The organism is Streptomyces sp. NPDC021224 (genome assembly GCF_044332905.1).
In the GTDB taxonomy this organism is placed as follows: domain Bacteria; phylum Actinomycetota; class Actinomycetes; order Streptomycetales; family Streptomycetaceae; genus Actinacidiphila.
In genome coordinates this window covers 1-25,624 of record NZ_JBIRPW010000018.1, presented here as the reverse complement: position 1 = coordinate 25,624, position 25,624 = coordinate 1, and the positions used below count along the sequence as shown (strand labels likewise).

21 protein-coding genes are annotated in these 25,624 nt (G+C 73.2%); 13 read left to right on the top strand and 8 right to left on the bottom strand.

From position 1 onward, the window contains the following. Positions 1-267 precede the first annotated feature (267 nt). The 7 genes from ACH4PY_RS31240 (at position 268) to acs (ending at position 9,783) form a co-directional block, all read left to right on the top strand. Complete coding sequence (locus ACH4PY_RS31240) at positions 268-2,487, top strand: hypothetical protein (RefSeq protein WP_398190601.1); 2,220 nt, start codon at positions 268-270, stop codon at positions 2,485-2,487. A gap of 172 nt (positions 2,488-2,659) precedes the next feature. Beyond that, on the top strand, positions 2,660-3,841 hold the full coding sequence (locus tag ACH4PY_RS31235) for a sensor histidine kinase (RefSeq protein ID WP_398190598.1): 1,182 nt from the start codon (positions 2,660-2,662) through the stop codon (positions 3,839-3,841). Then, a complete protein-coding gene (locus ACH4PY_RS31230; RefSeq protein ID WP_398190595.1) occupies positions 3,838-4,620 on the top strand; it encodes a LytR/AlgR family response regulator transcription factor in 783 nt (260 codons plus the stop codon). The genes ACH4PY_RS31235 and ACH4PY_RS31230 overlap by 4 nt, the downstream gene beginning before the upstream one ends. Further along, positions 4,617-5,147, top strand: coding sequence for a hypothetical protein (locus tag ACH4PY_RS31225; RefSeq protein WP_398190593.1), 531 nt, complete (start codon positions 4,617-4,619; stop codon positions 5,145-5,147). The genes ACH4PY_RS31230 and ACH4PY_RS31225 overlap by 4 nt, the downstream gene beginning before the upstream one ends. Then, positions 5,144-6,928 (top strand): cation acetate symporter, encoded by a 1,785-nt coding sequence (locus ACH4PY_RS31220; RefSeq protein ID WP_398190590.1) that lies wholly within the window; start codon positions 5,144-5,146, stop codon positions 6,926-6,928. Before ACH4PY_RS31225 ends, ACH4PY_RS31220 begins: the two co-directional genes overlap by 4 nt. Before the next feature lie 273 nt (positions 6,929-7,201). Continuing rightward, on the top strand, positions 7,202-7,822 hold the full coding sequence (locus ACH4PY_RS31215; RefSeq protein ID WP_398190588.1) for an acetate uptake transporter: 621 nt from the start codon (positions 7,202-7,204) through the stop codon (positions 7,820-7,822). After that, positions 7,822-9,783: an acetate--CoA ligase gene (gene acs, locus ACH4PY_RS31210; RefSeq protein ID WP_398190585.1), complete on the top strand. Its 1,962-nt coding sequence runs from the start codon at positions 7,822-7,824 to the stop codon at positions 9,781-9,783. The genes ACH4PY_RS31215 and acs overlap by 1 nt, the downstream gene beginning before the upstream one ends. Before the next feature lie 131 nt (positions 9,784-9,914). Here the strand turns inward: acs and ACH4PY_RS31205 are convergent, their stop codons facing one another. The 5 genes from ACH4PY_RS31205 to ACH4PY_RS31185 form a co-directional block, all read right to left on the bottom strand. Then, complete coding sequence (locus ACH4PY_RS31205) at positions 9,915-11,150, bottom strand: cellulose binding domain-containing protein (protein ID WP_398190582.1); 1,236 nt, start codon at positions 11,148-11,150, stop codon at positions 9,915-9,917. A gap of 197 nt (positions 11,151-11,347) precedes the next feature. Next, positions 11,348-12,268, bottom strand: coding sequence for a carbohydrate ABC transporter permease (locus ACH4PY_RS31200; protein WP_398190579.1), 921 nt, complete (start codon positions 12,266-12,268; stop codon positions 11,348-11,350). After that, on the bottom strand, positions 12,265-13,281 hold the full coding sequence (locus ACH4PY_RS31195; protein WP_398190576.1) for a carbohydrate ABC transporter permease: 1,017 nt from the start codon (positions 13,279-13,281) through the stop codon (positions 12,265-12,267). Before ACH4PY_RS31195 ends, ACH4PY_RS31200 begins: the two co-directional genes overlap by 4 nt. Beyond that, a complete protein-coding gene (locus tag ACH4PY_RS31190) occupies positions 13,278-14,648 on the bottom strand; it encodes an ABC transporter substrate-binding protein (RefSeq protein WP_398190573.1) in 1,371 nt (456 codons plus the stop codon). The genes ACH4PY_RS31195 and ACH4PY_RS31190 overlap by 4 nt, the downstream gene beginning before the upstream one ends. A 356-nt stretch (positions 14,649-15,004) precedes the next feature. Beyond that, positions 15,005-15,490 carry a hypothetical protein gene (locus ACH4PY_RS31185; RefSeq protein ID WP_398190570.1) on the bottom strand — a complete coding sequence of 162 codons (486 nt, stop codon included), beginning with the start codon at positions 15,488-15,490 and terminating at the stop codon, positions 15,005-15,007. Between the two features lie 310 nt (positions 15,491-15,800). Here ACH4PY_RS31185 and ACH4PY_RS31180 point away from each other — a divergent pair, with 310 nt between their 5' ends. Beyond that, positions 15,801-16,802, top strand: a complete 1,002-nt coding sequence (locus ACH4PY_RS31180; RefSeq protein ID WP_398190567.1) for a beta-ketoacyl-ACP synthase III — start codon at positions 15,801-15,803, stop codon at positions 16,800-16,802. Between the two features lie 45 nt (positions 16,803-16,847). Here ACH4PY_RS31180 and ACH4PY_RS31175 read toward each other — a convergent pair whose 3' ends face one another. Next, positions 16,848-17,858, bottom strand: coding sequence for a phosphotransferase family protein (locus ACH4PY_RS31175; protein ID WP_398190564.1), 1,011 nt, complete (start codon positions 17,856-17,858; stop codon positions 16,848-16,850). 196 nt (positions 17,859-18,054) lie between these two features. Here ACH4PY_RS31175 and ACH4PY_RS31170 point away from each other — a divergent pair, with 196 nt between their 5' ends. After that, entirely contained in the window at positions 18,055-19,329 is a 1,275-nt protein-coding gene (locus ACH4PY_RS31170) for a phosphodiester glycosidase family protein (RefSeq protein WP_398190561.1), read from the top strand. Between the two features lie 13 nt (positions 19,330-19,342). On the opposite strand, the gene ACH4PY_RS31165 is transcribed toward ACH4PY_RS31170, so the two are convergent. Next, the gene (locus ACH4PY_RS31165; RefSeq protein WP_398190558.1) at positions 19,343-21,256 is read right to left on the bottom strand and encodes an alkyl/aryl-sulfatase; all 1,914 of its coding nucleotides are present in this window, start codon (positions 21,254-21,256) and stop codon (positions 19,343-19,345) included. A 173-nt stretch (positions 21,257-21,429) separates the two neighbouring features. Between ACH4PY_RS31165 and ACH4PY_RS31160 the strand changes: the two genes are divergently transcribed. Genes ACH4PY_RS31160 through ACH4PY_RS31150 form a run of 3 tightly spaced genes read left to right on the top strand, consistent with a single transcriptional unit; the run spans position 21,430 to position 23,700 of the window. Then, entirely contained in the window at positions 21,430-21,843 is a 414-nt protein-coding gene (locus ACH4PY_RS31160; protein ID WP_398190555.1) for a GntR family transcriptional regulator, read from the top strand. Then, entirely contained in the window at positions 21,818-22,780 is a 963-nt protein-coding gene (locus ACH4PY_RS31155) for an ABC transporter ATP-binding protein (RefSeq protein ID WP_398190552.1), read from the top strand. The genes ACH4PY_RS31160 and ACH4PY_RS31155 overlap by 26 nt, the downstream gene beginning before the upstream one ends. Then, a complete protein-coding gene (locus tag ACH4PY_RS31150) occupies positions 22,777-23,700 on the top strand; it encodes a hypothetical protein (protein WP_398190550.1) in 924 nt (307 codons plus the stop codon). The genes ACH4PY_RS31155 and ACH4PY_RS31150 overlap by 4 nt, the downstream gene beginning before the upstream one ends. 7 nt (positions 23,701-23,707) lie before the next feature. Here ACH4PY_RS31150 and ACH4PY_RS31145 read toward each other — a convergent pair whose 3' ends face one another. After that, entirely contained in the window at positions 23,708-24,517 is an 810-nt protein-coding gene (locus tag ACH4PY_RS31145) for a dienelactone hydrolase family protein (RefSeq protein ID WP_398190547.1), read from the bottom strand. A gap of 149 nt (positions 24,518-24,666) precedes the next feature. Between ACH4PY_RS31145 and ACH4PY_RS31140 the strand changes: the two genes are divergently transcribed. Next, positions 24,667-25,536 carry a LysR family transcriptional regulator gene (locus ACH4PY_RS31140; RefSeq protein ID WP_398190544.1) on the top strand — a complete coding sequence of 290 codons (870 nt, stop codon included), beginning with the start codon at positions 24,667-24,669 and terminating at the stop codon, positions 25,534-25,536. The last annotated feature ends 88 nt before the right edge of the window (positions 25,537-25,624 follow it).

The following is a 25,624-nucleotide window of genomic DNA, read 5'->3' as shown; positions in this document are numbered from 1 at the left end:
CGCCGTACCACCGCACCACCCGAGCGGGATTCACGCGTTCAGCGCGTGAATCCCGCTCTTCTTCTTGACGGCATGCCATGGGTCCCTTGACACTGCCTTACGGATTCAGGGGTTCTCCTATCCGCAGACTGAGAGCGTTTTCAACCAGCTGAATCCAAGGGTCATGGTCGTTCCGTGACCTGAAATGCGCAGTGCTGAGCGCGATTTACCCCCACACCCGCGCTGACCTGGCGTTCACTTCACGAAGCCAGGGAAAGGACCCCCACCATGCGCAGAACCCTCCCACCGGGCCCGTCCCGGCAGCGCTCCTACCGGCGCCCCGTCGCACTGCTGGCCGCGCTGGTCCTCGCCCTCGCCGGGCTGCTGGGCCTGATCGGCACCGCAGGAAGCGCCTCGGCGGCCGACGACTACACCCAGAGCGTGTCCGAACCCTCCTCCACGCAGGCGAAGTTCACCTTCACACCCACCTCGCCCGCGAGCTACGTGATCATCCACTACCAGGTCGGCACCGCCGGCCAGCAGAACGTCCAGATGGCCGCCTCCGGCAGCAGCTGGACGTACACCGTCTCGCCGGTGTCCGTCGGCACCGTCGTGACGTACTCGTTCACGTACACCAAGAACGGCCCGCAGTACGACAGCCCGCAGTTCACCCACACCCAGGGCAGCGGCGGCGCCACCAGCACGGGCACGAGCACCGGCACCAGCACGGGGACCAGCACCGGCACGAGCACCGGGACGAGCACCGGCACGAGCACCGGGACCAGCGGCGGCAGCACCGGCGGCACGACGCCGCCCACGGGCAACTGCACCGGGCAGTCCGACACCCCGAACTTCGGGCCCAACGTGCACGTCTTCGACCCGTCGATGGGCAACGCCGCCATCCAGGCGCAGCTGGACGCGCAGTTCAGCCAGATGAAGGACACCAACACCGCGCAGTTCAGCGAGAACCGGGTCGCCGACCTGTTCAAGCCGGGCACCTACAACGTCGAGGACAACGTCGGCTTCTACACCTCCGTCGCGGGCCTGGGCCAGAACCCCGACCAGGTCACCATCAACGGCGACGTCACCGTCGACGCCTTCAACGCCTCCGACGCGGGCAACGCCACCCAGAACTTCTGGCGCAGCGCGGAGAACCTGGCGATCAACCCCTCCAGCGGCACCAACCGCTGGGCCGTCGCGCAGGCCGCGCCCTTCCGCCGGATCGACGTGCACGGCAACCTCGCCCTCTACCCGGCCAGTTACGGCTGGGCCAGCGGCGGCTACATCGCCGACACCAAGGTCACCGGCCAGACCGCGTCGATCTCCCAGCAGCAGTGGTACACCCGGGACAGCAACCTGGGCAGCTGGGACGGCGGTGTGTGGAACATGGTCTTCTCCGGGGTGACCGGCGCGCCCGGCAACACCTTCCCCAACCCGCCCGAGACCACGCTCGGCACCACCCCCGTCTCGCGCGACGTGCCCTACCTCTACCTCGACGGCAGCGGCAAGTACCGCGTCTTCCTGCCCTCGCTGCGGCAGAACGCGTCCGGCGCGAGCTGGGCGAACGGCTCCACCCCGGGCAGCTCGCTGCCGATGAGCCAGTTCTACGTGGTCAAGGCCGGCGACACCGCCGCGACCATCAACAGCGCGCTGGCCGCCGGGTGCAACCTGTTCGTCACGCCCGGCGTGTACCACCTGAACCAGACGCTCCAGGTCAACCGGGCGGACACCGTGGTGCTCGGCATCGGGTACCCGACCTTCGTCCCGGACAACGGGGTCAACGCCATGCAGGTCGCCGACGTCGACGGGGTCCGGCTCAAGGGCCTGCTCTTTGACGCGGGCACCACCAACTCGCAGGCGCTGCTGACGATCGGCCCGTCCGGCTCGGCCGCGAGCCACGCGAGCGACCCGACCAGCATCCAGGACGTCTTCTTCCGGATCGGCGGCGAGCGCGCGGGCAAGGCCACCACCTCGCTCGTCGTCAACAGCGACAACACGCTCATCGACCACATCTGGGCCTGGCGCGCCGACCACGGCAACGCCGGCACCGTCGGCTGGGGCACCAACACCGCCGACACCGGCCTGATCGTCAACGGCGACAACGTCCTGGCGACCGGCCTGTTCGTGGAGCACTACCAGAAGTACGAGGTGATCTGGAACGGCAACGGCGGCCGCACGATCTTCTTCCAGAACGAGAACCCGTACGACCCGCCCAACCAGGCCGCCTGGACCAACCCCAACGGCCGCAACGGCTACGCCGCCTACAAGGTCGCCGACAACGTGACCAGCCACGAGGCCTGGGGCCTGGGCAGCTACTGCTACTTCAACGTCAACCCCGCGGTGAACAACTACCACGCCTTCGAGGTGCCCAACGCTTCCGGCGTGCGCTTCCACTCGGTGCTCACCGTCTCGCTCGGCAATGTCGGCACCATCAGCCACGTCATCAACGACACCGGCGCCGTCACCCCGACGAACACCACGCCCGTCAACGTCGTCAACTTCCCCTGACCGGCGGCGTTCCCCGAAAGGCGCCGGGTCCCCGCAGCACGCGGGGGCCCGGCGCCCGGCGCCGGGGAAGAGCAGGGGGAGAGCGGGGGCGCGCGGGGGGAGCGCGATCCGCACGGAATCCGCCCCGACCGCACCCGTGACGTGATCGCGCCGCGGGCCGATAATTCCGCTCATGACGTCGGCGATCACCTGGGTGTCCGTCACGCTGGTGATCACCGGCGCGGCCGCCGCGCTCTTCTGGCTGGTCCGCGGGCGCCGCGCCTTCGGCACGCCGGTCGAGCGCGCCGCCTTCGCCGCGCTGCACGAGGCCTCGCTCGCCGCTCCGCTGCTGCGCGACGGGCTCAATCCCGAGTCGGCCCGCAAGGCCGCGCGCCATCTGCGGGCGCTGCTGGCCACCCCGGCGCTCGCCGTGGTCGCCGACGGCGAGCTGCTGGCGTGGGACGGCGCCGGGCGCCGGCACGCGGCGCAGGCCGTCGCCCACACCGCCGACGCGATGGAGGCCGGCCGGCCGTGGCTGGTGCCGGTCGGCGCGATCGACTGCGCCGACCTCGACTGCCCGGTGCGCTCCGCGGTCGTGGTGCCGCTCGTCGTGGACGGCCTGGTGGTCGGCGCCCTCACCGTCTACGCCCGGCAGGTCTCCGCGGGGCTGGTACGGGCCGCGGGCGAGGTCGCGCACTGGGTCATCGCCCAGCTGGAACTGGCCGAACTCGACCGCTCCCGCACCCGTATGGTCGAGGCCGAACTGCGCGCGCTGCGCGCCCAGATATCCCCGCACTTCGTCTACAACTCGCTCACCGCCATCGCGTCCTTCGTGCGCACCGACCCGGCCAGGGCCCGCGAGCTGCTGCTGGAGTTCGCCGAGCTGACCCGATACAGCCTGCGCAAGCACGGTGAGTTCAGTACCCTCGCCGAGGAACTGCGGTCGGTGGACCGGTATCTGCGGCTGGAACGCGCCCGGTTCGGCGCCCGGCTGCGGGTCGACCTGCTGATCGCCCCCGAGGTCCTGCCCGTCGCGGTGCCCTTCCTGTGCCTCCAGCCGATCGTGGAGAACGCGGTACGGCACGGCCTGGGACCCAAGGCGACCCCGGGGCTCATCACCATCAGGGCCGAGGACGCCGGCGCGGAGTGCCGGATCAGCGTGGAGGACGACGGCGTGGGCATGGACCCCGAGGAGGTGCGGCTCCAGCTCGCGGGCGAGGCGGAGGGCGACTCGCTGGGCCTGGGCAACGTCGACGAGCGGCTGCGCGCGGTCTTCGGCGACGACTACGGGCTCGTTGTGGAGACCGCGCCGGGCGCCGGGACCAAGGTCAACGTCCGGGTGCCGAAATACCGGAACGGAGTGCACGCCTCATGAGACCCCTGCGGATCCTCGCGGTGGACGACGAGCCGCCCGCCCTGGACGACCTCAGCTACCTGCTGCGCGGCGACCACCGGGTCGGCCGGGTGCTGGCCGCCGACAGCAGCGCCGCGGCGCTGCGGCTGCTGGAGGCCGAACCCGTGGACGCGGTCTTCTGCGACATCCGCATGCCCGGCCTGGACGGCCTCGACCTGGTCCGGGTGCTCGGCCGCTTCGCCCGCCCGCCCGCGGTCGTCTTCGTCACCGCCTACGAGGACTTCGCCGTGGACGCCTTCGCCCTCAAGGCCTGCGACTACCTCCTCAAACCCGTCGGCGGCGAGCGCCTGGCCGAGGCGGTGCGGCGGGTCGCCGCGCTGCTGGACGCGCCCGCGGAGCCGCGCGACGAGCCCCGCGAGGAGCGGAGCGCCGAGCGCCGCGCCCCCGGGCCCGAGCGCATACCCGTCGACCTCGGCGGGGTCACCCGCTTCGTCTCCCGCGACGACGTCGCCTACGTCGAGGCCCAGGGCGACTACGTCCGGCTGCACACCGCCGGGCGCGCGCCGCTGGTCCGGGTGCCGCTCGCGGTGCTCGCCGAGCGCTGGGAACCGCACGGCTTCCTGCGCATCCACCGCAGCTTCCTGGTCTCGCTGCGGCACGTCGAGGAGCTGCGCTCGGACGCCGGGCACTGGACGGTGCGCGTCGCGGGCACCGAACTGCCCGTCAGCCGCCGCCACACCCGGCAACTGCGGGACGTGCTGGTGCGCTGGGCGCCCGCGTCCGGACCGGACACCGTATGACCGGCGGGCCGGGCGAAACACCCCAGGCGGCGCGCCGGGTCGCCGTCACCGCGCCGCGCCGGCACCGCGCGGGCGGCTACTCCGCGCGCGCCCGCGCCGCCGACCTGCACGCCCAGCCGCAGCTCGGCCAGGTCTACGTGCGCTCCCTGGTGCGCAACCAGCTGCGGCTCGCCCTCGGTGTGCTGGCCGTGCTGGGCGCGGTGCTCGGCGGGCTGCCCGCCGCCTTCGCCCTGCTGCCCGGGCTGCGTACCGCCACCGTGCTGGGGATCCGGCTGCCCTGGCTGCTGCTGGGCGTGGTGGCCTACCCGCTGCTGGTGGGCGCGGCCGCCTTCCACGTCCGGCACGCCGAACGCGTCGAGCGGGACTTCACCGATCTGCTGGGCGGCCCGGACGCCGCCGAGGCCGCCCGCACCGAGGCCCCGCCCGCGGACGGGGACCGCCCGCGGGAGCCGGACGGAGCCCGGGAGCCGGGCGACGGCCCGCAGCCGCCGCAGCCGCCGCACCGGCCCCCGCGTGCCGCCCGGTGAACCCCGGCCTGGGCCTGGCCGCCCTCGCCGTCGTCCTGGTCGCCACCGCCGCCTTCGGCGTCTACGGCCTGCGGCTGTCACGCGCCACCTCCGACTTCTACGTCGCCTCCCGCGAGGTCTCCCCGCTGTGGAACGCCGCGGCGATCGGCGGCGAGTACCTCTCGGCGGCCTCCTTCCTCGGCGTCGCCGGGCTCGTCATGGCCTACGGCGTGGACATGCTGGCCTACCCGGTCGGCTACACCGCCGGATACCTGGTGCTGCTCCTGCTGGTCGCCGCCCCGCTGCGGCGCTCGGGCGCGTACACCCTGCCGGACTTCGCCGAGGAGCGGCTCGGCTCGGTCGCGGTGCGCCGGGTGGCCGCGGTGCTGGTCGCCGTCATCGCGTGGCTCTACCTGGTGCCGCAGCTCCAGGGCGCGGGCCTGACGCTGGAGACGGTGACCGGCGCGCCGCGCTGGACCGGGGCGCTCGTCGTCGCCGTGGTGGTGGTCGGGGTCGCGGCGGCGGGCGGCATGCGCTCGGTCACGCTCGTGCAGGGCTTCCAGTTCTGGCTGAAACTCACCGCCATCGCCGTGCCCGTCGTCTTCCTGGTGCTGGCCTGGCGCTCGGCCGGTGCGCCCGCCCTCACCGGCCCCGACGTCCCGCGCTTCCACGGCACCACCGTCGTACGCCTCCAGGACGCGGTGCGCTTCGACGTCACCGCCCCGGTCACGGTCCGCGTCTCCGGCACGCTCGACGGCCGGGCGTACGCCGCCGAACCCGCGGCCCCCGGCGGCCCCGGCAGCGTGACGCTCGGCAGGGGCGAGCACACCGCCGCCGGCGGCACCGCGCTGACCTTCCCCGGCGGCGCCGCCGTCCCGCACCGCCACGGGCTGACCCCCGCCACCGGCGCGAACTGGGCCAACCCGCTGTCCGGCGCGGGCGGCCGATCCCACCCGCTGTACGCGCTCTACTCGATCCTGCTCGCCACGCTGCTGGGCACGATGGGCCTGCCGCACGTCCTGGTCCGCTTCTACACCAACCCCGACGGGCGCGCCGCACGCCGCACCACCGTGCTGGTGCTCGTCCTGCTCAGCGCCTTCTACCTGCTGCCGACCGTCTACGGGGCGCTCGGCCGGGTGCTGGCGCCGCAACTGCTGCTCACCGGGCAGACCGACACCGCGGTGCTGGTGCTGCCGCAGCTCACCCAGGCCGGGGAGGGCGGCCGGCTGCTGGCCGCGCTCGTCACCGCGGGCGCCTTCGCCGCCTTCGTCTCGACCGCCTCGGGCCTGACCGTGTCGGTGGCCGGTGTGGTGTCGCAGGACCTGCTGCGCGGCTCCAAACGCGGCTTCCGCTGGGCGTCGCTGGTCGCGGGAGTGCCGCCGCTGGTGATGGCCACCGCGACCGACGGGCTGCCGGTCGCCGACGCGATCGGGCTGGCCTTCGCGGTGGCCGCGTCGTCCTTCTGCCCGCTGCTGGTGCTGGGCATCTGGTGGCGCGGCCTGACCGACCGCGGGGCGCTGTTCGGGCTCGTCGCCGGGGGCGGGCTCGCCGCGGTCGCGGTGGTGCTCACCAGCGTGCGCGGGCCCGGCAGCGGCTGGAGCGCGGCCCTGCTGGAGCAGCCCGCCGCCTGGACGGTGCCGGTCGCCTTCGCCGTGATGGTCACGGTGTCGCTGCTGACCCGGCACCGCCTCTCACCGGCCGCGGTGGACCGGGTGATGCTGCGGATGCACCTCCCGGAAGAGGTCGGCTCGGGACCCGCGCCGCTGCCCGGCCCCCGGTCGTCCGCCGCCGAACGCGCCTGAGCGGTACGCGGGCCCGGCGGCCGTACCGCCCGTACCCGCCGACCGCTCGGCGCGCGGGCCGACCGTCCGGCGCGCCGGACCGACCGTTCACCGACTGCTCACCGACCGCTGAACGCACCGGACATACCGCCCGTCGTGCCGGGCGCACCGCTGGGCGAATGTCACCGACCGTAGCCTGCCCGGCCGTTCCCCCGCGGACCTACGGTGTGCCGCGACCCGAAACGGTCCTTTCCCCACCGCCCTGCCGTTCCTCGATGAGGAGGGAATCCGCAGATGAGCACTTCTGCGCCCGCGCCCACCATTGCCGACCCCGGCCCGCTCGGGCTGGCCGGCTTCGCCGCCACCACGTTCGTCCTCAGCTCCTTCAACGCCAACCTGATCGACGCGAGCCTGGAAGCCGTCGTGCTGCCGCTCGCGCTCTTCTACGGCGGGCTGGTCCAGCTGCTGGCCGGCATGTGGGAATTCCGCAAGGGCAACACCTTCGGGGCGACCGCCTTCTGCTCCTACGGCGCCTTCTGGCTGTCCTACGCCGGGTACGCGAAGTTCGTCGCGGGCGGCCTGCCCGCCGACACCGCGCACCAGGCGACCGGACTCTTCCTGCTCATCTGGGCGATATTCACCGTCTACATGACCGTGGCCGCACTGCGCACCAACGGCGCCCTGCTCGCCGTCTTCGTCGCACTGTCCGCGACCTTCATCCTGCTGACCGTCGCGGAGTTCGCCGAGTCGTCGGGCATCACCAAGGTCGGCGGCTGGCTCGGCCTGGTCACCGCCGTCCTCGCCTGGTACGCGTCCTTCGCCGTCGTCACCAACAGCACCTGGAAGCGCGGGGTGCTGCCGCTGTTCGCGGCGGCCGAGGGCGCGCAGGGCGGGCCGGTCGAGGGCGCGCACTGATGTCCGACGAGACACTGTCGAACCTGCTCAGGGAGGACCGGCGGTTCCCGCCGCCGGCCGCCCTGGCGGAGCACGCGAACGTCACGGCCGCGGCCTACGACGCGGCCGCCGCGGACGACGAGGCCTTCTGGGCCGAGCAGGCCGCGCGGCTGGACTGGGCCGAGCCCTGGACCCAGGTGCTGGACTGGAGCCGCGCGCCCTTCGCCCGCTGGTTCACCGGCGGCCGGCTCAACGTCGCCGAGAACTGCCTGGACCGGCACGTGGCGGCCGGTCTCGGCGACCGCGTCGCCTTCCACTGGGAGGGCGAGCCCGGCGACACCCGCACCCTGACCTACGCGGGCCTGAAGGACGAGGTCTGCCGCGCCGCCAACGCGCTGCTGTCGCTCGGCGTGCAGGCCGGCGACCGGGTCGCGATCTACATGCCGATGATCCCCGAGACCGTGGTGGCGATGCTGGCCTGCGCCCGTATCGGCGCCCCCCACACGGTCGTCTTCGGCGGCTTCTCCGCCGAGGCGCTGGCCAGCCGGATCCTGGACTGCGACGCCCATGTGGTGATCACCGCCGACGGCGGCTACCGCAAGGGCGCCGCCTCCGCGCTCAAGCCCGCCGTGGACGAGGCGCTGGAGCAGTGCCCCGACGTGCACAGCGTGCTCGTCGTCCGGCGCACCGGCCAGGAGGTCGGCTGGACCGAGGGGCGCGACACCTGGTGGCACGACCTGGTCGACGCGCAGTCCGCCGAGCACACCCCCGAGGCGTTCGACAGCGAACACCCGCTCTACATCATGTACACCTCGGGCACCACCGCCCGCCCCAAGGGCATCCTGCACACCACCGGCGGCTACCTCACCCAGGTCGCGTGGTCGCACTGGGCGGTCTTCGACATCAAGCCCGAACGGGACGTCTACTGGACGGCCGCCGACATCGGCTGGGTCACCGGGCACTCGTACATCGTCTACGGCCCGCTCGCCAACGCCACCACGTCCGTGCTGTACGAGGGCACCCCCGACTCCCCGCACCAGGGCCGCTGGTGGGAGATCGTGCAGAAGTACAAGGTGACGATCCTCTACTGCGCCCCCACCGCGATCCGCACCTTCATGAAGTGGGGCGACGCGATCCCGGCCGGCTACGACCTGACGTCGCTGCGGCTGCTCGGCTCGGTGGGCGAGCCCATCAACCCCGAGGCGTGGGTCTGGTACCGCAGGGCCATCGGCGGCGACCGCACCCCGGTCGTCGACACCTGGTGGCAGACCGAGACCGGCGCGCACATGATCAGCCCGCTGCCCGGCGCGAGCACCTGCAAGCCCGGCTCCGCGCTGCGGGCGCTGCCCGGGGTGTCCGCGGAGGTCGTGGACGACCGGGGCGAGCCGGTGCCCGACGGATCGGGCGGCTACCTGGTGCTCACCCGCCCGTGGCCGTCGATGCTGCGCACCATCTGGGGCGACGAGCAGCGCTACGTCGACACCTACTGGTCGCGTTTCCCCGGCCGCTACTTCGCCGGTGACGGGGCCAAGAAGGACGAGGACGGCGACATCTGGCTGCTCGGCCGGGTGGACGACGTCATGAACGTCTCCGGCCACCGCATCTCCACCACCGAGGTCGAATCGGCCCTGGTCTCGCACCCGCTGGTCGCCGAGGCCGCCGTCGTCGGCGCCGCCGACGCGACGACCGGGCAGGGCATCGTCGCCTTCGTGATCCTGCGCGGCGACGCGGGACCGGGCGCCGCGGACGACCCCGCGGCCGAACTGCGGGCGCACGTCGGCCGGGAGATCGGGCCGATCGCCCGGCCGCGGCAGATCCTGGTCGTCGCCGAACTGCCCAAGACCCGCTCCGGCAAGATCATGCGCCGCCTGCTCCGGGACATCGCGGAGAACCGCGAACTCGGTGACGTGACGACGCTGACCGACTCCTCGGTGATGGACGCCATCCGGGAGCGGCTGCCGGACACATCCGACGGCTCCTGACCCCTTCCCCGCGTCACCCGGGAGCCGTGGCCCCCCGGGCGGACCCGTACGGGGCTCGCCCGGGGAAGAGGCGCGGGATGCCGGCCCGTTACGGGGGCGGGCCGGCCTCCCGCGCCTTCGCGCGTACCGCGTCAGCAGCCGATCGGCGAGGTGCCCACGGCGACGTCGTCGAACCACAGCGTGTCGTCACCGGTGCCGTAGCTCTCCCAGCCGAAGCGCAGCGCGGTGGGCCGCGGCGGCGTGGTGCGCGACAGCCACTGCTGGTCGATGTCCGCGGTCGGCACGCCGTCCACCCGCAGGCCCGCCACGTCCTGGTCGTTCAGCCAGGTCTCCAGGTCGGGCGAGGTGGTGCCGATGGCGAACCGCAGGCACTGCCAGCTGCCGGTCGGCAGCGGGGTGCTGAGCGCCACGCCCGCCGGGCTCTGCGCGGGCAGCGTCGCGTCGTCCGACTCGCGGTTCCACTGCAGGGCGCCGTTCTGGCCGCCGATCCGCAGCGCCTTCCCGGACTGCGAGGAGTCCGGCATCGAGATGAAGGCGACGTGCGCGGCCGGCAGCGCGGTGGTGTGCCGCACCCACATCCGCACGTAGACGCGCGGGCCGACCGAGGACAGGTCCTGGGTGCTCGCGACGAAGACGTGGTTGCAGTAGCCGGCGTGGCCGTCCACCCGGATCGAGCGGCTGCCGCTGTGCGCGACCGAGGTGTCGACGGTCGCGGTGCCGCTGCCCGAGCAGTCCGGCGCTGCGGTCGTCCACCCGCCGGACGGAGTGCTGCCCGTCTGGTCCTCGAAGCCCGAGCAGATCACCGCGCCCGAGCAGCCGGCCGGCGGTGCGGTGGTCGGCGGCGTGGTGGGCGGGGTCGTCGGGGGAGTGGTCGGAGGGGTCGTGGGCGGGGTGGTGGGGGGTGTCGTCGGCGGCGTGGTGGGCGGCTGGGTCGGCGGCGTGCCGTCGGCCGTGCACGCGGTGCCGTTGAAGGTGATCACCGTCGGCGACGGGTCGGCGGAGCTCCAGGTGCCCTGCACCCCGAAGTCGGCGTGGCCGTTCGCCGGGACCGACGCGTTGTAGCCGGCGTCCTTCGCGGTGACGGCCGCGCCGCTCTGCGAGACGGTGGCGTTCCAGCCCGAGGTGATGTGCTGGTCGCCCTGGTAGCTCCAGGTCGCGGTCCAGCCGTTGACGGCCGGGCCGAGGTTGGTGATCGAGATCTGCGCGGTGAAGCCGCCGGCCCACTCGTTGACGGTGTACGTCATCGAGCAGCCGGCCGCGGCGCCGTGGGCGGCGGGCAGCGCCACCAGGGCGGGCAGCAGCAGTGCGACCGCAGCCACCGGCCACAGCCACGGTCTGACGAGTAACCGACGCGAGGATGCGCGCACGGGGGACCTCCTGGACATGTGGGGGGATTCGCCGCTCGCCGGAGGACGTCCGCGTGCCGGTAGGGCACTCGGATGCCGCATGGGAGCGCTCCCACACTATGGAAGGGGTCCAACACCCTGTCAATGCCGCGTGCGCGGGCGCCCGTCCCGCCGGACGGGCACCCGCGCACGCGGTCGGCCCCTGCTCCTCGCGCCCGTCAGCCCTTGCTGGACCCCAGCGACAGACCGGCGATGAACTGCTTCTGGAGGCAGATGTAGACCACCAGGGTCGGCACGGCGGCGATGAGCGCCGCCGCAGCGATCATGTTCTGGTTGCTGACGAACTGCCCCTGGAGATTGGCCAGCGCCGAGGTCACCGGCCGCTTGTCGCCCGACGACATCAGGGTGATCGCCCAGAAGAAGTCGTTGTAGATCCAGGTGGTCAGCAGCGTCGCGAGCGCCGCGAGCGCCGGACGGCACAGCGGCAGCGTCAGCCGCCAGAAGCGCGTCCACAGCGAGGCGCCGTCCACCAGCGCGGCCTCGTACATCTCGTCGGGCACCGCGCGCATGTAGTTGCTCAGCACGAAGACGCAGAAGCCCAGCTGGAAGGCCACGTTGATGGCGACCAGGCCGAAGACCGAGTTGTACATCAGACCGCTGTCGCTCAGGAAGTGCGGCAGCGTGATCTTCAGGTACATCCGGTACAGCGGGGTGATGATGACCTGCTGCGGCAGCAGGTTGCCGGCCGTGAACAGGATCAGGAGCGCGATGTTGACCTTGACGTTGATCTTGCTCAGCACGAAGGCCACGCCCGACGCCAGGGCCAGCACGATGATCACCGAGGGGACGGTGATCAGCACCGAGTTCCAGAAGAAGTGCAGCATGTCCGACTGGGTCCACGCGTCACTGAAGTTCTTGAACGTCAGGTGGTGCGGCATCGAGACATAGCCGTACTTGCGGGTGTCGGAGTACGGCCGGACCGCCACGTACAGCGCGAACGCGATCGGCAGCAGCCACAGCACGCAGGACACGATGAGGAAGACCTGCGAGGCCGCCTGGCCCCACGGCCGGGTCCTCCGGCGGCCGGGCGCGGACGGGCGGACCGCCTTGGCCGGCCGGGTGAGGGCTTCGGTCGTCATGGTGCTTCCTCCCGGCGGAACGTCTGGTAAAGGAACACCGAGATCGGCACCAGCGAGATGACCAGCAGCACGACACCCAGCGCGGAGCCGAAGCCGACCCGCTGGGTCTCGCCGACGATGTTCGAGGTGACCAGCACCGACAGCAGTTCGAGGCCGTTGATGCCCTTGTTGGTGATGTAGACCAGGTCGAAGGCGCGCAGCGACTCGATGACCGTGACCACCATGACCACGATGTTGATCGGTTTCATCACCGGGAAGACCACCCGCCAGAAGGTCTGCCAGGCGTTGGCGCCGTCCATCCGCGCGGCTTCGCGCAGCGTCGGGTCGACCGCCTTGAGCCCTGCCAGGTAGAGCACCATCACGTACCCGGCCTGCCGCCAGGTCGCCTCCACCAGCACCGCCCACAGGTTCAGATGCGGGTTTCCGAGCCAGTCGATGGCGTTGTCGTTGCCGTTGCGCCCGATGACGGTGTTGATCAGCCCGAAGTTCTGCGAGTAGATGAACTCCCAGATGATGCCGACCAGCGCGAGCGACAGCATCACCGGCAGGAACAGGATGCTCTGGTACATCCGGCTGCCCTTGATGCCGCGGTCGATGACCACGGCGAACAGCATGCCCAGCGGGGTCGCGATGAGCACGAAGACCGCCAGCCAGATGAGGTTGTGGCGGACCGCGGGCCAGAACTCCGGGTAGATCGTGGTGGCCTGGTGGTAGTTCTGGATGCCGTACCAGCAGCCGTTGTTGAGGATCGACGGCACATTCGGCTTGCACGTCTCGCTGTGCAGGCTGCCCACGCCGTTCCACTTGGTGAACGACAGCAGCACGGTGCCGATCGCCGGGAACCACACGAAGGCCAGGTCCAGCAGCAGCGGGATGCCCAGCAGCAGCGCGACCACCACGCGGTCGCGCCGGGTGAGTTTGCGGACGCCGCCGCGGCGGCGGCGCGGGGACGGGGCGGCGGCGGCCCCGTCCCGCACCGCTGCCGCGGTGTCCGCAGCGGACGTCTCGGTCATGAGGTGTAGATCGACTTCGCCTGGGCCTCGGCACTCTTCTGGAGGGTGGCGATGTTACCGGTGCTCGGGTCGTCGATGAACTTCTGGATGATCGAGATCATCGCGTTGGCCATCGCCGGGTCGGAGTCGCGGTCCATGAACTGGGCGACCGACTTGCACTTGCCGATGACCTCGACCGACTTCTTCTGGATGGCGTTGTACGTCGGCACCTGGAGGCCGTTGGCCAGGCCGACGTCCCACTGGTCGGTCTTGAGGTACGCGGCCTCGGCCGGGCCGGTGCCGATGTACTCCAGGATCGCCTTCGCGGCCTCGGGGTTCTTGGCCTTCTTGCTGAGCATGAAGCCGTCGGTGGGGGCGTCCATGTAGTCCTGGCCCCACTTGGGGTTCACCGAGGGGAAGGCGAAGAAGTCCAGGTCGTCCAGGTTGGCCTTGTCGGTCACGTACTGCGCGGCGACCTGGTTGGTGCCCTGGAACATCATGCCGGCCTGCTTGGTCTCCAGCGTCTTGGCCGCGTCCTGCCAGATCCGGCCGTTGGCGCCGGACTGGAGGTAGGGCATCAGCTCGGCCCAGTGCTGGAAGACGGTGGTGACGCCCGCGTCGGTCCAGGGGATCTCGTGCTTCATCAGCTTGATGTGGTAGTCGTACCCGTTGATGCGCATGTTGAGGATGTCGAAGGTCCCCAGCGCGGGCCAGCCGTCCTTGTCGCCGAAGGCGATCGGCACCAGGCCGTCCGTCTTCATCTTCTTGGCGAGCGCGATGTAGTCGTCCCACGTGGTGGGCACGGTGTAGCCGCGCTTGGTGAACTCGCTCTTGTTGTAGAAGACCACCCAGGGGTAGTTGTAGAGCGGCACCAGGTACTTCTTGCCGTCCAGGCCGGTGGACAGCTGCTTGGCGGAGTCGCTGAAGTTGCCGCCGATCTTGTCCCAGACGTCGTCGAGCGGCTGGGCGAGGCCCTGCGCCGCGAAGTACTGCATGCGGTAGCCGGCGAACCAGGTGAACAGGTCGTCCGGGGTGCCCTGCAGGTAGCTGGTGATGTTCTGCTGGAAGGTGTTGTGGTCGACCGTGTTGATCTTGACCTTCACCTGCGAGGACGCCGTGGCCGCGGCCGTGAGGGCGGCGAACGCGGTCTTGGCGGCCGGGTCGGAGTAGTTCGACCCGAAAGTGACGGTGCTGCCCGCGACCGGCTTGCCGGAGTCGCCGCTCTTGCTGCTGCTGTCGTCAGAGGAGTCGGAGCTGCTGCACGCCGTCAGCAGCCCGCCGGACACAGCCGCGAGCCCCGCGGCGCCGGCCACGCCCCTGAGCAGGTTCCTCCGCGTCGGGGACGGGCTGCTGCCCGCATCGGTACCCGACGTCTCGACGTCCGACATGGTGCCTCCATGTGTGTGTGGGCGCTTATAGGGGACTTGTGGGAGAGCTGAAGGCGAAATGCTGACGGAGCGGAGGCTCTCGCGGGTCCATAGGCCCGAGCCGTTTCCAACAGAAGTCACCAAGATGAAACGCCATCGCAACTGCAGGGTAGTTCTACGCCACATGCAGAAGGCCGTCAACGCCTAATTCCTGATGCGTTGCCGGACCGTGATGTCCCCAGGGTGTTGAAACATGTTCGCTTCGGTTGGCATTGCCGGCGCCGCACACGACGGCCGCCGTACACCCCCTGCGGGGCCTACGGCGGCCTGCCCGAGACGTGCCCGGGTCCGGCGGGCTCCGGGGTGCCGGGACCCCCTCAGCCGCGCCGCTGCGGCGCCGCGGCCGGCCGCACCACGAGCAGGTCGGCGGTGCGGCTGCCGAGGGTGGTGCCGCCCTGGCCGAGGGTCACCGTCAGCCGCAGCCGGTCCGCCGTGCAGCCGGGAAGGACGAGGTAGCCGGTCGTGGAGGTCAGCGACGCGCCGGGGGCGAGGGTGACCGGGCGCGGCAGCGGGTCGATCACCGGGCAGCCCGCCGGGAGGCCCGCCGAGCCGTCGGAGAGGAAGCGCCCGTACCAGGTCTCGCCGACGGTCTGCGGCTGGCCGGTGCAGTTCGTCACGGTCAGGGACGCGGAGGAGGCGCCGCCGGGGGCCACCGATGGAGGGGAGAAGGTGAGGTCGCCCGCCACCACCGCGGGGGTGCACGCGGCTGGGGGAGCGGTGTCCGCGGCGGCCGGGCCGGCGGCGGCGAACACGGCGGCCGCGGCGAGGGCGGCGGCCGGCAGGGCGGGAAGTCTGCGCAGCATGACGGGTCCCTGACTCTCGGCGGGCGGGCGGGGCCGCCCGGTCGCGGAACTGACGGCTCCACCGTGCGGGCCGCCCGGCGGTGTTGGCAATGGCCGCGGCGGGCCGCGCTGGCGGCTCCGGCGCGAACCGGCCGGTCGGGCAGGGCACATGGGCGGCGGACCGGCGGGGCGGGTGGCCGGCGTTCGTCCCCGCGATCTACGCGCGCCATAGAATAGGACGCGGCGGCCGGCGGCGGGCGCTGCGACCGCGGAGACCACACCCCGGTACCGTGATCCGATCCGTACCGGCCTACCGGCCTGAAAGGCTCACATGAAAGCTGAGATCGCGGTGTCCGCCGGTGCGCGGCACGCCCGGATCCTCGGAGTGGGCGCCTACCGCCCGCGCCGGATCGTCGACAACGACGAGGTGTGCGCGCACATCGACTCGACCGACGAGTGGATCCGCTCCAGGACCGGCATCGTCACCCGCCGCTGGGCCGGACCGGACGAGACCCTCGGCGTCATGGCCGAGCAGGCCGCGAGCAAGGCGATCGCGGCGGCCGGCATCACCCCCGCCGACATCGGCCTGGTGATCGCCGCGACCTTCACGCACCTGAAGCAGACGCCCGCGATCGCCACCGAGATCGGCCACCGGATCGGCGCGGTCGGCGCGGCCGGCTTCGACATCTCGGCGGGCTGCGCCGGGTTCGTGCACGGCCTCGCGCTCGCCGCGGACGCGGTGCGCTCCCGCGGCGGCCACGTGCTGGTCGTCGGCGTCGAGCGGATGACCGACATCCTCGACCTGACCGACCGCTCCACCGCGTTCATCTTCGGCGACGGCGCCGGGGCGTGCGTCGTCGGCCCCTCCGACACCCCCGGTATCGGTCCTGTGGTGTGGGGCGCGGACGGCTCGCAGGCCGACGCCATCACCCAGAGCGTGCCGTGGGACGCGCTGCGCACCGACCCGCAGCAGCCGTTCCCCGCGCTGCGCCAGGAGGGCCAGCGGGTCTTCCGCTGGGCGGTGTACGAGGTGTCGAAGGTCGCGGTGCGCGGGCTGGAGGCGGCCGGTCTGACCGTGGACGACCTCGACGCGTTCGTCCCGCACCAGGCCAACGAGCGCATCATCGACGCCATGACCCGCTCCATCGGTCTGCCCGCCCGGGTCGCCGTCGCCAAGGACATCGTCACCACCGGCAACACCTCGGGCGCGTCCATCCCGCTGGCCATGGACGCCCTGCTCGCCTCGGGCCGGGCCGTCTCCGGCGGCACCGCGCTGCTGCTCGGCTACGGCTCGGGCCTGTCGTACGCGGCCCTGGTCGCCGAACTGCCCTGACGGCCCAGGGGGGTACGGGGCGCCCGCCCCGTACCCCCCTACGTCTCAGCTCCCCGCCGTGACCGCGTCGAGCGCCGCCGTCAGCCGGGGGCCGGCGAAGTCCCGTACCCACACCAGGTGCTCGCCGGCCGTGCTGCGGGGCACCACCTCGATCAGCATGATCAGGTAGAGGTAGCACCGGTAGAGCGCCAGCCGCACGCGCGCCGCGGCGTCGAACGAGGTGCGCCCGCCCGCCGCGCCGTATCCGGCGAGGAAGGCCGGGTCGTCCTCCAGGTGGCCGAAGAACAGCGACAGCGACGGGAAGTCCGCGAGCGGGTCGCCCCAGAACATCCGTTCGCCGTCGATCAGCCCGCCGACCGTGCGCTTCCCCGGTTCGCCGTCCAGCAGCACGTTGCCCGACCACAGGTCGAAGTGCACCAGCGCCGGCCGCGTCACCTCGGCCAGCGCGGGTGCGCCGCCCGCGAGGACCGCGCGGATCTGCGCGGCGGGGCGTGGCAGCCACGGGCGGTACTCCTCGGCGTCCGTCAGCAGCGCGTCCGTCATCGCGGCGAAGGCCTGCGGCCAGCCCGCGGCGAACGGTGCGACGCGCTGGGCCGGGTAGCCGAAGCCGTCGCCGCCCCGCACCGCGTGCAGCCGGCCCACCAGGCCGCCCAGCTCGGTCAGCAGCCGCTCGTGCTCCTCGGGCGCCATCGCCTCGGCGACCTCGTTCCACGGCACACCGGGGGAGTGCGTCATCACCAGGAAGGGCGCGGCGCCCGTGCCCTCGCGCCACTCGCTGTGCACCACGCGGGGCGCGGGGACACCCGCCGCGGCGGCCCGCTCGTAGAAGAGCGCCTCGCCGCACAGCAGTTCCGCCTCGTAGCGTAGCCGCGGGGTGCCCTCGGGCGGCGGCACCTTCAGTACCAGCCGGTCGCCGCCGGTCAGGCCGACCGAGAAGAGCGCGTTGTACGAGCCGCCGGGTATCCGCTCGCGCGAGGCGACCTGCCCCGCTCCGATCCCGGCGCGGGCCAGCAGCCCGTCCACCGCCTCGTCCGTCACCGTGTGCGCGGCCGTCATGTGGCCCCCTCCTTCGTCGCCGAGGGAACCTTACGGCGGTCCGCGCCGCCGCAGGCACACAGCCCCTCCCGGCCGGGGCGTACCGCCGCCCGGGTGCTTGTGGCGCCGCGGGCGATTGGTCACCGTATCGGCGGGAACGTCAGATGAACGCCAGGATCGGGGCGCAGGGGGCGACGCGGACGGAGGACCGGAGCGGATGAGCCAGCAGACCACCGAGCCGCGGCCCGATGACCCGGGCGATCCCGGCGGGCCCGCTCCCGGGCCCGGCTCCGCGTCCGGGAAGCCGGGGCGCCCCCGCAGGCGGCTGCTGCCGTGGAAGCACCGGCGCGACCTGACGCCCGGCCAGCTGCGCCGCCGCAGGCTCGTCACCCGCGGTCTGACCGGGACGTGCCTGGTCTGCGCCGGCTGGCTCGGCTGGTCCGTCGGCCACGCCCTCACCTATCCCGGCAAGGACAGCACCACCGCCCGGCTCGCGGAGTGGGCGCGCGACCACGAACTCGGCTTCGTCGTCGACCGGCTGGAGGACGTGCAGTACCGCATGCACCCGCCCAAGGTCGGCGGCGACCTGCCCGCCGACGCGCTGGCCCGGATGCGGGCCACGCAGCCGGCCGTACCCACTCCGGCGCACCTGCCCACCCAGCCCCTCGTCCCGCTGCGCGCCCCGATGCGGCCGCCGGTCGGCCCCGCGCTGCCCGGCGAGGGCGTCTACCGCACCCTCGCCACCGCCCGCGGCGAGCCGATCGTGCAGGGCACCTACGTCCGGCCGGACGCCGAGCACACCTCGTACGAGGCGGCCGTCGCCTGGATCAGCGGCAAGCACGGCCGCTTCCAGCTGCATCCGGGCTTCCGCGAGCCCGGCGGCACCTTCGACGTGCCGCCCACCGTCCCCGAGGGGCAGCGCACCGGCCTGGTCGCCACCTGGAACGGCGGCTTCCGCATCACCGACGGCGGCTCGCGCGGCGGCTTCTACCTCGACGGCCGCACCGCGGGCGAGCTGCGCGACGGCGCCGCCTCCGAGGTCTTCTACCGCGACGGCAGCATGCGCATCGGCGTCTGGGGCCGCGACGTGACGATGACGCCCGAGGTCGTCGGCGTGCGCCAGTGCCTGGAGCTGATGGTCGACGACGGCCGCGTCGTCCCGGACATCGGCGACGACTCCAAGTGGGGCGTCAGCGACCAGAGCCGGATGTTCGTCCCCCGCTCCGGCGTCGGCGTCACCGCCGAGGGCGACATCGTCATGGTCGTCGGCCAGGCCCTCTCCGCCCGCACCCTCGCCGAACTGATGCAGCGCGCCGGCGCGGTCCGCGCGATGCCCCTCGACATGAACCGCGCCTGGCCCTCCTTCATGTCCTACGACGGCACCCGCACCCCATCGAACCCGAAACCCACCAACATCCTCGACTTCGAGGACCCCCCGGACCGCTACTACGCCCAGGCCACCCGCGACTTCGTCGCCGTCTACGCCCGCTGACCCGTCCCGCCGCTCACGGTGTCACGATCGCGAAGTCCGGGTCCGGGTCGGTGAGGTGGGCCAGGAGGTCGGTGAGGGCGGTGAGGTCGCCGGTCACCGTCACGGAATCGCGGGCGGGGAGGTCGGCGGGGGAGAGGGTGCCCAGGAGGAGGGCGCGCAGGTCGGGTTCGGGGAGGGTGATCTCCAGCCGGGGAGCGGGGGCGGCCGGGCCGGTGGCGGGGGTGCGGGTCAGGACGCCGTTGTGCAGGTGCAGGGTCACCGGGTCGTGGCCCTCGACGTTCCAGCGGACGGCGATGTCGGCGTCCCACGCACGGGGGCCGTCCACACGGATGGCGAGGGCGTCGAAGAGCTGGTCCGCCGTCAGGGCGGCGAGCAGGTCGGGGGCGGCGGCGACGGTGGGCGTGCCCACGGCGCCGTGCCGCAGCTCCAGCGCGCCGGTGAGGTAGAAGTTGCGCCAGGTGCCGTTCTCGCTGCCGTAGCCGAGCTGCTCGAAGGCGTCCGCCTGGAGCTCGCGCGCGGCGGCGTGGTCCGGCTCGGCGAACAGCACATGGCCCACGACCTGGACGACCCAGCGCAGGTCGCCGTCGGCGAAGGACTGCCGGGCGCGCCGCACGACCTCGTCGGCGCCGCCCATGAAGTCCACGTAGCGGCGTGCGGCCTCGGCCGGCGGGTGCTCCCACAGATGGGCCGGGTTGCCGTCGAACCAGCCGAGGTAGAGCTGGTAGACCGCCTTGGTGTTGTGGCTGACCGAGCCGTAGTAGCCGTGCGTGTGCCAGGCCCGCTCCAGCGCGGGCGGCAGCTGCATCTGCTCGGCGATCTCCGAGCCGGTCAGGCCCTGGTTGAGCATCCGCAGCGTCTGGTCGTGCAGGTACGCGTACAGGTCGCGCTGCTCGCCCAGGAAGCGGACGAGCCGCTCGCGCCCCCACACCGGCCAGTGGTGCGAGGCGAAGGCGACGTCGGTGGAGGCGGCGAACAGGTCGATCGCCTCGGTGAGGTAGGCCGCCCACACCCGCGGGTCGCGCACCACCGCGCCGCGCAGCGTCAGCAGGTTGTGCAGGTTGTGGGTGGCGTTCTCGGCCATGCACAGCGCGGAGCGGTCCGGGAAGTGGATGTTCAGCTCGGCGGGCGCCTCGGTGCCCGGGGTGAGCTGGAAGACCATCCGGATGCCGTCCACGGTTTCGGTCTGCCCGGTGCGGGTGACGTCCAGCGTCGGCGGGATCAGGCCGACCGAGCCGGTGGAGGTCGTCTGGCCCAGGCCCGTGCCGATCTGGCCGCGCTCCCCCTTGGACAGCGCGGCCCCGTACATGTAGGCGGCCCGGCGGCCCATGGCGGTGCCGGCGTAGACGTTCTCGCTGACGGCGTGCTCCAGGAAGCCCTCGGGCGCGAGCACCGGGACACCGCCGCGCACGTCCTCCTCGCTCACCACCCCGCGCACCCCGCCGAAGTGGTCGACGTGGCTGTGGGTGTAGAGCACGCCGGTGACCGGCCGGTCGCCGCGGTGCTCCCGGTAGAGGGCGAGGGCCGCGGCGGCGGTCTCGGCGGAGATCAGCGGGTCGATCACCAGCACTCCGCGCTCGCCCTCGACGACCGTCATGTTGGACAGGTCGAAGCCGCGGATCTGGTAGATGCCCTCGGTGACCTCGAACAGCCCGTGCAGCGCGCACAGTCTGCCCTGCCGCCACAGGCTGGGGTTGGCGGTGTCGGGGCAGTCGTCCCCGAGGAAGCCGTACGCGTCCAGGTCCCACACCGGCCGCCCGGCGCCGTCCCGGACGGCCGGGTCGGCCGCGGAGCCCAGGAAGCCCCGCTCGGCGTCGTCGAAGTCCTGGGCGTCGCGGAACGGGAAGCGCTCGCCCACCGCGCGGTTGGCCTCGGCGACCGCCGGGTGCGCGGGCCTGGCGTCATGGCTGCTGCGGGACGTCTCCGGCACGGTGCTCTCCCTCGCTCGCGGCCCCCGGCCCTGCAAAGCCTTCCGCCCCGGCTCCGCGGCCACGACCGGGGCTGCGCCGTCCGTGGGCGCGCCGCGGCCAGGACCCGGTTTGACGTGCGGGAATCGGCCGTGCATGATTCCACTACTTGAGTAGTGGAATGAAAGGTGCGGCGGTGACGTTCGCCTTCCGGATCGACCGGCACAGCGGGGTCGCCAGCTATCTGCAGATCGTCCAGCAGGTGCAGCAGGCGCTCCGGCTGGGCCTGCTGGCACCGGGCGACCGGCTCCCCACCGCGCAGGCGGTGGTCGAGGCGACCGCGCTGAACCCCAACACCGTACTCAAGGCCTACCGCGAACTGGAGGCCCAGGGCCTGGTCGAGTCCCGGCGCAGGCACGGGACCTTCGTGACCGGCACCCTCGGCGCCTCCGCCGCCGACTCGCCCGTACGGGACGACCTCGCGGAGGCGGTCACCCGCGCCCGCGCGGCCGGACTCGAACGCGACGACGTCGCCGCGCTCTTCACCGCCGTGCTCGACGATCTCTACCCCCGGAAAGAACCCGATGTTGTCCTCCCCGAGCAGCACTGACACCGCCCTCACCGTCCGCGGCGTCACCCGGCGGCACCGGCGCTCCGGCCCGGACGTCCTGGCCGGCTGCGCCTTCAGCCTCCCCGCCGGGGCCGTCTGCGCCCTCGTCGGCCCCAACGGCGCGGGCAAGACGACCCTGCTGGAACTGGCCGCCGGCCTCCAGCGGCCCACCTCCGGCGAGGTCGAGGTCTTCGGCGGGCCCGCGGCGGCCGGCCACCCGCGGGTCGCGTACCTGGCCCAGGACCGTCCCCTGCCCCCGCGGCTCACCGTCGCCCAGACGCTGCGCTACGGCGCCCGCGCCAACCCCGCCGGATGGGACGCCGAGCTGGCCGCGCGTGCCGGGACCGACCGCTTCCGCCGCCGCGACCGCATCCGCGACCTCTCCGGCGGCCAGCGCACCCGGATCGCCCTGGCGCTGGCCCTGGGCAAGGGCGCCGACCTGCTGCTGCTCGACGAGCCGACCGCCGACCTCGACCCGCTCGCCCGGCAGGAGCTGATGGGCCTGGTGCTGGCGCACGCCGCCGGAACGGGCGCCACCGTCGTGATGTCCTCGCACATCGTCTCCGAGCTGGCCGACGCCTGCGACCACCTGCTGCTGCTCGACGCCGGGCGGGCCCGGCTCGCGGGCGGCATCGACGACCTCCTCGCCGCCCACGCCGTCGTGACCTTCCCCGGCGGCGCCGACCGGCTGGCCGGTCACACCGTCGTCGAGTCCCGCCCCGCAGGGCGCGGCACCAGCGCCCTGATCCGCCCTGCCGCTCCGCTGCCCGCCGACTGGGAGGTGCGGCCCCCGTCGCTGGAGGAGCTGGTGCTCGCCCACCTCGCGCTCCCCGCCGCACCGCCCGCCGGGCCGGGCGTCCCCGACCTCGCCCTCACCCCGGAGCCCGCCGTCACCTTGCACAAGGGCCGCCCGGAGAACACGGAGCACGCCGCATGACCACCGCCACCACCGGCCCCCGGCCCCTGGCCGGGCCCCGCCCGGCCCTGCGGGACCGGCTGCCGCTCACCCGCATCGTCGCCCGGCAGCTGCGCCTGCCCGCCCTGCTGCTGTTCCTGTGCGCGCTCCCCACCGCCGCCGTGTTCGTCGCCCGCTACCGGCAGTGGTCGCACGCCGAGGACACCCGCGCGCACTTCGGCGCCTACGCCTACCACTTCGGACGGCACCCCTACGACGCCCACACCATGACCGAGCGGCTGCTCGCGGACGGGACGCGGATCGTCCTCCTGCCCGCCCTGGCCGCCGCCGTGATCGCCGCCGTCGTGACCGCGCGCGAGTGGGAGTCGCGCCGCTTCGCCCTCACCCTGAGCCAGTCGGTCACCCCGGCCCGCTGGTTCACCGCCCGCTGGTCGGGCCTGGCGGTGCTGCTCGGCGGGCTGCTGATCCCGCTGGTGGTCCTCTACCGGATCGACGTCGTGCACGCCGTGCACGCCGACCTGATGACCCAGGGCATCGACCGGCAGACCGCGTACCTCACCATCGGCCCGGTCACGGTCGCCTACGTGCTGCTGGGGATCGCGGCCGGGGCGCTGGCCGGCATGCTGCTGCGCCGCACCCTGCCCGCCGCCGTCGCCGCCCCCGCGCTGACCTGGCTGCTGGTCGCGCTGCTGGTACGCTCCCGGGCCGCGCTGCTGCTGGACTTCCCGGCCTGGTCGAAGGTCCACGGCTTCCACCCCGGGGGCGTCCTGGGCCTCCAGTTCTACGACGTGCTGCCGCAGGACTCCTACGTCGTCGACGCGCTGGACACCGGCGACTACTGGCCCTACCAGCTCGCCCAGACCGCCCTCGTCCTGGGGCTCGCCGCCCTGCTCGTGCTGGCCGCGCTGCGCCTGCTGCACCGCCGCGTCGCGCGGCCCTGAGCGGCCGTCAGACCGGCGGGGCGAGGAAGCCCGCGATCCGCCGCCAGGCGTCCTCGGCCTGCGCGGGGCGGTAGGTGTCGCGCTCGTCGGCGAGGAAACCGTGCGGGGTGCCGGGATAGACCACGACCTCGTGCGGCACCCCCGCCGCGGCCAGGCGCTCACGGACCCGCACGGTCTGCTGCGGCGTGGCCACGTGGTCGTCGGCCCCGGCCAGGTAGAGCACCCGGCAGCCGCCCGGTCCGGTGCTCCGCGGGGCCAGGTCGAGCAGCGCGTCCGGGCGGCTCAGCGCGGTGCCGGGGGTGTCCAGCCAGCCGGGGTACACCGCGGCGACGGCCGCGAGGGGGATCCGCGTCGCCGCGAACCAGGCCAGGTGCCCGCCGAGGCTGAAGCCGGCCATCGACGGGCGGCCCGCGGTGTCGGGCCGCTGCTCCAGATGGGCGAGCACCGCCTCCAGGTCGGCGCCCACCTCCTCCCGGGTGAGCCGGCCGATCAGTTCCAGGCCCCGCTCGCGCCCCTGCGCGTCGGCCGCGCCGCAGTGGCCCGGAGCGGTGCGGTGGTAGAAGTCCGGTACGACGGCGAGCAGGCCGAGCCCCGCGAGCCGGTCGGCCACCCGGCGGATGTACGGGGTCGTCCCGAACATCTCGAAGCCCACCACCACCGCGGGCCACGGCCCCTCACCCGCGGGCCGGGCGACGTACACGCCCATCGGCTCCGCCGCCCCCGGCACGGCGACGGTCACGCTCGCGCCGCCGACACCCCCCGGCCCCGCGGCGACCCGCTGCTCCACGGCTGCTTCCCGCTCCATCTGCTGCTCCATGACGGCGACACTCCTCGCGCGGGCGGATCCCGCTGACACCTGCGAGTCTGCGGGCGGCCCCGGTGCCCGGTCCAAGACCCGTTCTGCCCGCGGCGATACCCTCGGGGCATCGCCGCGGGCGGAACGCGGACGGGGGAGAGGCGGGGGCCGTGGATCTCGACCTGCGCAAGGTGCGCTACTTCGTGGCCGTGGCCGAACGGCTGCACTTCGGCCGCGCCGCCGAGGACCTGCTCATCGCGCAGCCCGCGCTCAGTCGGCAGATCCGCGCGCTGGAGCGGGAGCTCGGCGCCGAGCTGTTCGTCCGCGACAGCCACCGGGTACGGCTCACCGCCGCGGGCGAGCGGCTGCTCGACGACGCACGGCCGCTGCTCGCCGCGGCGGACGCCGCCCGCCGCCGGGTCGGGCGGGCGGCGCAGGGCGCGGGCCGCTTCGTGGTGGGATTCCGCAGCGGCGTCCGGGTGACCGAGGCGGTGCGCGGCTTCGGCGCCGCGCACCCGCAGATCGCCGTGGAGGTGCGCCGGGTCGACTGGGACGACCAGGCCGCGGCCGTGCTGGACGGGCGGGTCGACGTGGCGTACGTCCGGCTGCCGGTCGTCGAGCCCGGCCTCGACCTGACCCCGCTCTACGGCGAGCCGCGCATGGCGGCGCTGCCCGCCGGGCACCCGCTGGCGGGGTGCACGGAGCTGACGGCCGCGCAGTGCGCGGCGCAGACCGAGATCCTGCACCTGTGCACCAACACCGAGGCGTCCGGCCCCGGGCAGCCCCCCGCGGTGCGCACGGTCGAGGAGAAGCTGGAGTACGTGGCGGCCGGCCGCGGGCTGACGTACCTGCCGCGCTCCACCGCCCTGCTCCACCGCCGCCCCGACGTCGTCTACCGCCCGGTCGCCGACCTGCCCGAGGACCGGGTGGCGCTGGCCCGCCCGGCGGGGGAGCCGACGCGGCTCGCGGCCGCCTTCACAGCGGCGGCCCTGCGGGCGGCCGCCGCCTCCCCCGTCGGGGACTTCGCGGACACGCCCTAGTCTTCTGAGTCAGGAATTTCGTTCATATCTGTAGACTTGGCCTGTGGCACGGACGGGTCGGCCGAAGGCCGAGTTGGTGTTGTCGGTT